The sequence below is a fragment of the Streptococcus sp. ELY_125 genome, from assembly GCF_058314535.1.
Genome location: NZ_JBZFUM010000017.1, coordinates 43,782 through 50,732 on the forward strand (window position 1 = coordinate 43,782; position 6,951 = coordinate 50,732).

6 protein-coding genes, 1 tRNA gene and 1 rRNA gene are annotated in these 6,951 nt (G+C 41.7%); 1 reads left to right on the forward strand and 7 read right to left on the reverse strand.

The window, feature by feature from the left end; genetic code table 11:
• Positions 1–16 precede the first annotated feature (16 nt).
• Together AC4HAL_RS07765 and AC4HAL_RS07770 are read right to left on the reverse strand one after the other, a co-directional pair.
• Positions 17–2,650: an FtsX-like permease family protein gene (locus tag AC4HAL_RS07765; protein ID WP_491093693.1), complete on the reverse strand. Its 2,634-nt coding sequence runs from the start codon at positions 2,648–2,650 to the stop codon at positions 17–19.
• A 13-nt stretch (positions 2,651–2,663) separates the two neighbouring features.
• Positions 2,664–3,365, reverse strand: a complete 702-nt coding sequence (locus AC4HAL_RS07770) for an ABC transporter ATP-binding protein (protein ID WP_491093694.1) — start codon at positions 3,363–3,365, stop codon at positions 2,664–2,666.
• Positions 3,366–3,851: 486 nt separating this feature from the next.
• On the opposite strand from AC4HAL_RS07770, the gene AC4HAL_RS07775 reads away from it, so the two are divergent.
• On the forward strand, positions 3,852–4,442 hold the full coding sequence (locus tag AC4HAL_RS07775; RefSeq protein WP_491093695.1) for a TetR/AcrR family transcriptional regulator: 591 nt from the start codon (positions 3,852–3,854) through the stop codon (positions 4,440–4,442).
• A gap of 193 nt (positions 4,443–4,635) precedes the next feature.
• Here AC4HAL_RS07775 and AC4HAL_RS07780 read toward each other — a convergent pair whose 3' ends face one another.
• The 5 genes from AC4HAL_RS07780 to rrf form a co-directional block, all read right to left on the reverse strand.
• Positions 4,636–5,442 (reverse strand): metal ABC transporter permease, encoded by an 807-nt coding sequence (locus tag AC4HAL_RS07780; protein ID WP_491093696.1) that lies wholly within the window; start codon positions 5,440–5,442, stop codon positions 4,636–4,638.
• Complete coding sequence (locus tag AC4HAL_RS07785; protein WP_491093698.1) at positions 5,435–6,139, reverse strand: metal ABC transporter ATP-binding protein; 705 nt, start codon at positions 6,137–6,139, stop codon at positions 5,435–5,437. Before AC4HAL_RS07785 ends, AC4HAL_RS07780 begins: the two co-directional genes overlap by 8 nt.
• Positions 6,136–6,579, reverse strand: coding sequence for a zinc-dependent MarR family transcriptional regulator (locus AC4HAL_RS07790; RefSeq protein ID WP_491093699.1), 444 nt, complete (start codon positions 6,577–6,579; stop codon positions 6,136–6,138). Before AC4HAL_RS07790 ends, AC4HAL_RS07785 begins: the two co-directional genes overlap by 4 nt.
• 168 nt (positions 6,580–6,747) lie before the next feature.
• Positions 6,748–6,821: transfer RNA gene (locus AC4HAL_RS07795), tRNA-Asn, on the reverse strand.
• 6 nt (positions 6,822–6,827) lie between these two features.
• Positions 6,828–6,943 (reverse strand): 5S ribosomal RNA (rrf, locus tag AC4HAL_RS07800).
• Positions 6,944–6,951 lie beyond the last annotated feature (8 nt).

The window sequence follows — 6,951 nt, forward strand, 5'->3', positions numbered from 1 at the left end:
TTTTCTTTTCAAAATTCTAATCTACTGATTTGAGGGCTTCCAGCATATCGACGTTTTTCAAACGATGATAGACGACCCAGCCCAGAACGATTAAGATAAAGGTAATCACTGCCAGAGGCACTAGATAGACATAAGGATCTACCTGAGTAGGATAAACTGTATCTTGGCTCATCATGGCAATAATCACACCATGGAGATAATAACCACCGACCAGACCTAGAATCATGCCAATCACCGATAGCAAGATGGTTTCGCGATAGATATACATCATGACCTCTCGGCTATGAAATCCCAGAACCTTGATGGTTGAGAGCTCCCGAATTCGTTCGGCAACATTAATATTGGTCAGATTATAGAGGATAACAATGGCTAGAGCAATAGATACCACAATAAGAATCGTCATGGAGGCATTGAGACCATTAACGGCTGTCTTCACCATCGTAATCATGGATGAGTTTTGCGTCAGAGAAGTAACACCTGCTAAATTCAACAAATGACTAGATTGCTTAGAAATATCTGACTGGGAGCTATCCTTCAGCTTAATCAGTTCACCATTATGAGTTGCTTTTTTGCCAAAAACGTTTTGGTAGTAACTATCCGACATAAAGATGTAGTGGCCAACATTCATATCTACTAGCCCCGCTACCTTAATAGTGTAAGAACGGCCCTGATCATCTTTTACAGAGAACGTCTCTCCTTTTTTGACACCATAATAAGCTGCTAATTTTTTGGAGATTAAAGCACCTTTATGATCCAGAACAAGCGATTGATTAGTTTTGGGATCACGCAGGCGGATAAAGGATCCAAAATCTTTTTGGTCCGTTGACATGATGGTAATGCTTTTCTTCTCATCCTGACCGCTGATTTTTTCATCTATGGTTTGCGCATGGAGGGATTGATAGTCCCTTACCTGATCAGAATGCAAGTAGTCATCGACTTGCTGACTCTCGGCTCTGCTGGCCTGTTCATTGCGCAGAATCAGCATATCGTAAGGGGTCAGCTGATTAAACTGGCGCTCTACGATTTTTCCTAAAGACGATTGCAACCCCAAACCAGCAAATAGCAGGGCCACAGAGCCAACAACGCCAAAGATGGTCATGACCATTCGCTGTTTGTAGCGGAAGATATTTCTAATCGTAACTTTTTGAGTAAAGCTCAAGCGCTGCCAGATAAAACTGATTCGCTCCAGTAAAATCTTAGAACCGCTGACTGGGGGTTTAGGACGCAAGAGCTGGGCTGGTTTTTCTCTTAATTCTCGTCTAGCAACCAAAAAGGCAGGAAGGGCAGCACTGATAAGGGCTAAGAGCAAGGATAAAACAGTATAAGACCAATAAAAATAAAAATGCGGCCGGCCCAATATGGTCAATTTTGCAGGATTCTGAGTCAAGATATAAGGTAACAGATAATGCCCGCCCAAAACACCAATAAGGGTTCCCAACAAGCCAGCAACAAGCCCATAAATGACAAATTTCTTGAGAACATCGCCATCAAAGTATCCTAGAGCCTTGAGAATACCAGCCTTGTTGCGTTCCTCATTGACAAAGCGGGTCATGGTCGTAAAGGTCACCAAAGCTGCTACAAGGTAGAGAACAACGGGAAAGATGTCACCGATGCGATCAATATTACGACTGATATCACCATAGGTCCGATAACCATTACTTCCGGGTAAGGTCGTACGACTGTAAGACCTGTAGCTAGGAGTTGGCAGTGTTTTTAGGGCAGCCTTAGCGTTTTGGATACTGGCCTGACTTTTAGCCAGCTTGGTCTTGCCTTGACTTATGGCAGCCTCTGCAGCCTGCAATTGCTGACCGCTTAGGTAAACTAACTGCCGCTCCTGCGCTTCCAGTCGACTCTTAGCTTGATCGACCTGAGATTGGGATTTGGCAAGCACTGCCTGTTTATCCTTTTTTATAGCGGCTAAACGCTGCTCCCCATTATCCAGCAGGCTATCATCCAAGGCTTCTTGCTTTTCCTTTAGCTTCTTTTTATAGTCACTAGCGTAGGGATTCAGGGATTGTAAATCTCGGTAGCGTAAGCGGGCTAAATTATAAACATCACTTGCAAAACTGTCTGCTGTCGTGACAGCATAAGCAGCTAAATCACCATCTCCTGCTGTAGAAGTTCCGAGATTTTTTGTTGACCAAATCTCAGAAGAATTGACAAAACCTACAATCTTGTAAGTTGTATGCTTTAGAATCCCTTGGGATTTTTGGGTGAAGCTAATCTTATCGCCTAGCTGATAATCCTTTTTTAGAGATGATGATAAAGCTATCTGATCAGGCTTGCTAGGCAGTTTTCCTGATACTATCTTATAAGACGATAATGTATCCGTTTTGGAAAAGATCCGCACTGCATCGTCTTTTCCTTTGATACTAACATCTGTCATGTAGCCATATTCGACCTTGGCTCCTCTGATCCTATTTAATTCTCTTTGATCGGTCTGGCTGAAGCCAGCACTAGCAATAACAGAGAGGTCCATGGTATGATGACGCTGCAAATAATCACTAGCCGTCCGTTCCATATCAGGGGCAGTCACCTTGAGTCCAATCAGGGCAAAGGCGCCTAGGAACATCAGGGTCATAATGGAGATAAAACGACCGCTAGAGCCTGTGAAAGATTTCCGAATATCCTTCCAAAATATTCTCTTCATATCTAAATGCCTCCTAATATTCCAAACTAGCAATATCTTGAGGATAGTCGTTGATTTCAATACTGCTAACCTTGGCATCATGCATGTGGATAACCCGATCAGCAATTGGGGCTAGAGCTGAGTTGTGGGTCACGATGATAACAGTTGCTCCTTGCTTGCGAGACATATCCTGCAGAATCTGCAGAACCTGCTTTCCTGTCTGGTAATCCAGAGCCCCCGTCGGTTCGTCACAAAGCAAGATCTTGGGGTTTTTAGCCACAGCTCGAGCGATGGAAACCCGCTGCTGTTCCCCACCCGACAGCTGGGCTGGGAAGTTATCAAGACGCTGTCCCAAACCAACTTCTCTTAAAGTTGCAGCAGCATCACGGGCGTCAGTAACAATCTCTGAAGCCAACTCGACATTTTCCTTGGCCGTCAAATTCGGGACGAGATTATAAAACTGAAAGACAAAACCCACGTCTGTCCGCCGATAATCTGTCAGTTGTTTGGAGTTGAAATTAGCAATATCCGTCCCATCAATGAGGACCTGCCCTTCATCATTGCTGTCCATACCGCCTAGGATATTGAGGATCGTTGATTTACCAGCACCAGAAGCTCCTAGAATAATCACTAATTCTCCTTTTTCAATTTCAAATGTAATATCCTTATTAGCAACAATCTCCGTGTCCCCCATTTGGTAACGTTTAAAAGAATGTTTCATTTCAATATAAGCCATTGGTAATATCTCCTTTATTAAGATACATAGGGCCGATTCGCTTGGCGAAAATTTCCGACAGAAAAATAGGAGAGTGACGACATGTGCTTAACACACGAAGAGGTTGGTCTTTTATCCGAGGAAATTAGGCCCGTGTTCAATTACTAAGATACGGCAAAGGCTTGTTATCTAAGCGCCTCGCACTTGATAACAAACGCCAATCACTATGGTGAATTGGCTACCTCCTCCCCCACTAACTTCGTTTGGTTAGTAAAATCGACTAACCAAACGAAGTGTCGCAGCCCTGTTTAATTTATTTATAGACCTAGATATTATAAGAGAATTTTATAAACTATAAAAGACCTAAAAATTGACAGCCTGTCAAGCTAGAAGCAGTCCAAAATCCTTATAATATAGGATTTTGACTTCAATGAGTTTCCCAGTTTGGAAGAACATTTGACAGGCTGTCAATTTTTTTATAAGATTAGCTTCATACAAGGAGGGACTATGGTTCAAGGTAGTAGAGAAAGTATTATCAATGCTGTATTTAGAATTGCTTCTAAAAATCCAGACAAAAATACCCTTACGATGACAGAAATCGCAAGGGAAGCTGGGATGTCACGACAGGCTATTTACCAAAAGCATTTCAGTAGCGTGGATGAGATCTTCGATTATATCCATAGATCCATGACAGAGGAAGGTTTTGCGACCTTTAAACGAAGCCTGGCTGATCCTAGTATTCATTCTATTTACGAGGCTGTCGCTAGAGACGTTATTCCCAAAGTCTATCAAAAGCGGATACAAGCGCGGATCCTCTATCACACCTCTATTGACGGCAGAGCCTTCAAATTTCTTGAAGAGAGTTATTTGAAGCTCCTCTTAGAAGCAGATGATATCTATATTATTAATAAAAGTCCCTTGATGACGCCCAGCATGATTAAGATTGTCATCAACTACATTTTTGCCCTAGTTGGCGAGTGGGTAGCTGAGGACTTTCCTGAACCACCGGAGATTTTTGCCAAAACTTTTTTAACCTTGATGGAGACTGCCCCTAAGAACCTCGTCAATGCTAAACCAAAAGTGAATCATAAAAACTAACGGCTGATAAACCCGCATTTTTGCTGTCCAGAAGCTGTTCTTGTGGCATTATACTCCTTATCTTTTATACACGAAAATCCCTTCAGAGCAAAGGGATTTTTCTTATATTTTTGCTAGGTAAGCACAAGCTAGCAACTCAGGATTTAGGTATGCTTTCTTATCATGATACTAGCAATCCCGTTCCCAAGCTCTTCTACTCTTTGACAAAGCGATCTAACAGACTCACAAATAAAAAGATAGCAACAAAAATAACAGTGATGGTAGCACTAGCTGGCGTCTCCCAATAATAAGAGAGAACGATACCAAGAAACATACCAATAAAGCCAATCCCAATAGCAGTGAGGATGACCCCCTTGAAACTATTAGCCATGCGCATCGCAATAGCTGCCGGTAAAATCAAAATAGTTGAGACTAAAAGAGCCCCAGCTGCGGGAATCATAAGAGCAATAGCAACTCCAGTCACAATATTAAAGGCCAGTGACATCCACCGAACAGGCAAACCATCTACAAACGCTGTATCCTCATCAAAGGTTAAAATATACATGGGACGAATAAAAAACACGGTAAGAAATAATACAAGGACAGCTATAGCAAACAAGAAAGCAATCTGTTCCTGATTAATTGTAACGATAGATCCAAAAAGATATTGGTCTAAGCTAATATTAGAACTGCTCGTTTTACTCATTACAAGGAGAGATACAGCCAAGCCTGATGACATTAGAATTGCTGTAGAAATTTCATTATAATATCGATAAATCGTTCTCAAGTATTCTAAAGCTACTGCTGCTACAACTACAACCAAGATAGTCATCCAGGTTTTATTCCACCCCAACAAAACTCCAAAAGCAACTCCAGCTAAGGAGACATGACTTAGAGTATCGCTCAATAAACTTTGTCGTCGTAAAATAAGAAATAAACCCAAAATTGGTGAAAAAAAACTCATTGCTACCACAGCTAGAAACGCTCGCTGCATAAACTCATACTGAAATATCTCAAGCATCTGCTCCACTCTCCTCCTTATCATGGATATTAAAACAGCGCCAAGGCAAATCCAGATTACGAACCAAATGGATATTTCGATCAGCATAATCTTTAACTTCATCAGGATCATGCGTAATCATTAAAACTGCTTTTCCATGCTTATGAGCACTATGATGCATTAGTTCATAAAAAGTCTCTGTCGTTCCAGCATCCATACCCGTTGTTGGTTCATCAAGAACAAAAACATCCGGATCCGAGGCAAACATTCGGGCAATGACAGCTCTTTGTTTTTGCCCCCCACTTAAGGCTCCTATTTTTTTTTGGCGATTTTCCCACATTCCTACTGCTTCTAAACTAACCTTAATATGCTCTTCATCATGCTGAGAAAGCCTGCGAAACCAGCCATTACGGGGATAGCGTCCTGACTTAACAAATTCGTAAACAGTAGAGGGGAACCCTGCATTAAAGCTAGCTATCTGTTGGGGTAAATAAGCTAAGCGTAACTTTTTACCCTCCTTATTGATTTCAGAAATATGTACTTGTCCATGTTTTGGCTTCAAGATACCCAAGGTAGCCTTAATCAATGTAGACTTGGCAGCACCATTCTCACCTGTCAACGTCACAAATTCGCCACTATTGACATGGTAGTAGATACCTTCTAACACTGGCTCTGCATCATATTGAAAGGACAGATTCTCAACCGTAATATATCTCACTTATTAAACTCCCTTTCTAGTTTTTCAAGGAAAGATGCAATCACCTCTTGGTCCTCCACAGAAAAATCCTCTAAAATATTATCATAAACAGATAAGGTCGCCTGATGATGCTCATCATGCTCCTGAGCTACATTTTTGGCGATTTCTGTCAAACTATAATATGAAATCCTAGCATCTGCACTATCTTTCGTCGTCACCAGCAAATCCTGTCTAATCATCGCCTTAACCGCCTTAGTTACTGCTGCCTGACTAATATTCAATCGTTTAGCTAATTCAGAATTTGTAAGACGCTCTTGGGCTAAGAGCATTAGAATATGTTCTTGAGTATTAGTCAACTCCAAATCAGATTGACAACGCCCTAACAACAACTCATTTTGATGTTCAGCCAAAAGTAGGATAGTATTAAAAAAACGATCTAAATGATGAGCTAAATCTGACATAAAAACTCCTTAACTAGTTAACAATTAGTATCTTAACATCTCGCATCTAAACCGTCAACCCCCACACCTATCTAAGTAAAAAAGTTTACAAATGAAGTTCTCCAGTCACCCCCCTAGCCTGCCTCCCAAAACACAAAAAAAGAGAAGGACTTCCTCCTCTCTACTAAACTCCGCCAGTAGGACTCGAACCTACGACATCATGATTAACAGTCATGCGCTACTACCAACTGAGCTATGGCGGATAATCTGCTAAGCAACTCCCCTATCTCGCAGGAGGCAACCTCCAACTACTTCAGGCGTACTAGGGCTTAACGACTGTGTTCGGCATGGGTACAGGTGTCTCTCCTAGGCTAGCGTCACTTAACTATGAAT

Excerpts from the sequence above, each read along its gene's own strand:
- AC4HAL_RS07765 (WP_491093693.1), bottom strand. The coding sequence starts at position 2,650 with ATGAAGAGAATATTTTGGAAGGATATTCGGAAATCTTTCACAGGCTCT.
- AC4HAL_RS07770 (WP_491093694.1), bottom strand. The coding sequence starts at position 3,365 with ATGGCTTATATTGAAATGAAACATTCTTTTAAACGTTACCAAATGGGG.
- AC4HAL_RS07775 (WP_491093695.1), top strand. The coding sequence starts at position 3,852 with ATGGTTCAAGGTAGTAGAGAAAGTATTATCAATGCTGTATTTAGAATT.
- AC4HAL_RS07780 (WP_491093696.1), bottom strand. The coding sequence starts at position 5,442 with ATGCTTGAGATATTTCAGTATGAGTTTATGCAGCGAGCGTTTCTAGCT.
- AC4HAL_RS07790 (WP_491093699.1), bottom strand. The coding sequence starts at position 6,579 with ATGTCAGATTTAGCTCATCATTTAGATCGTTTTTTTAATACTATCCTA.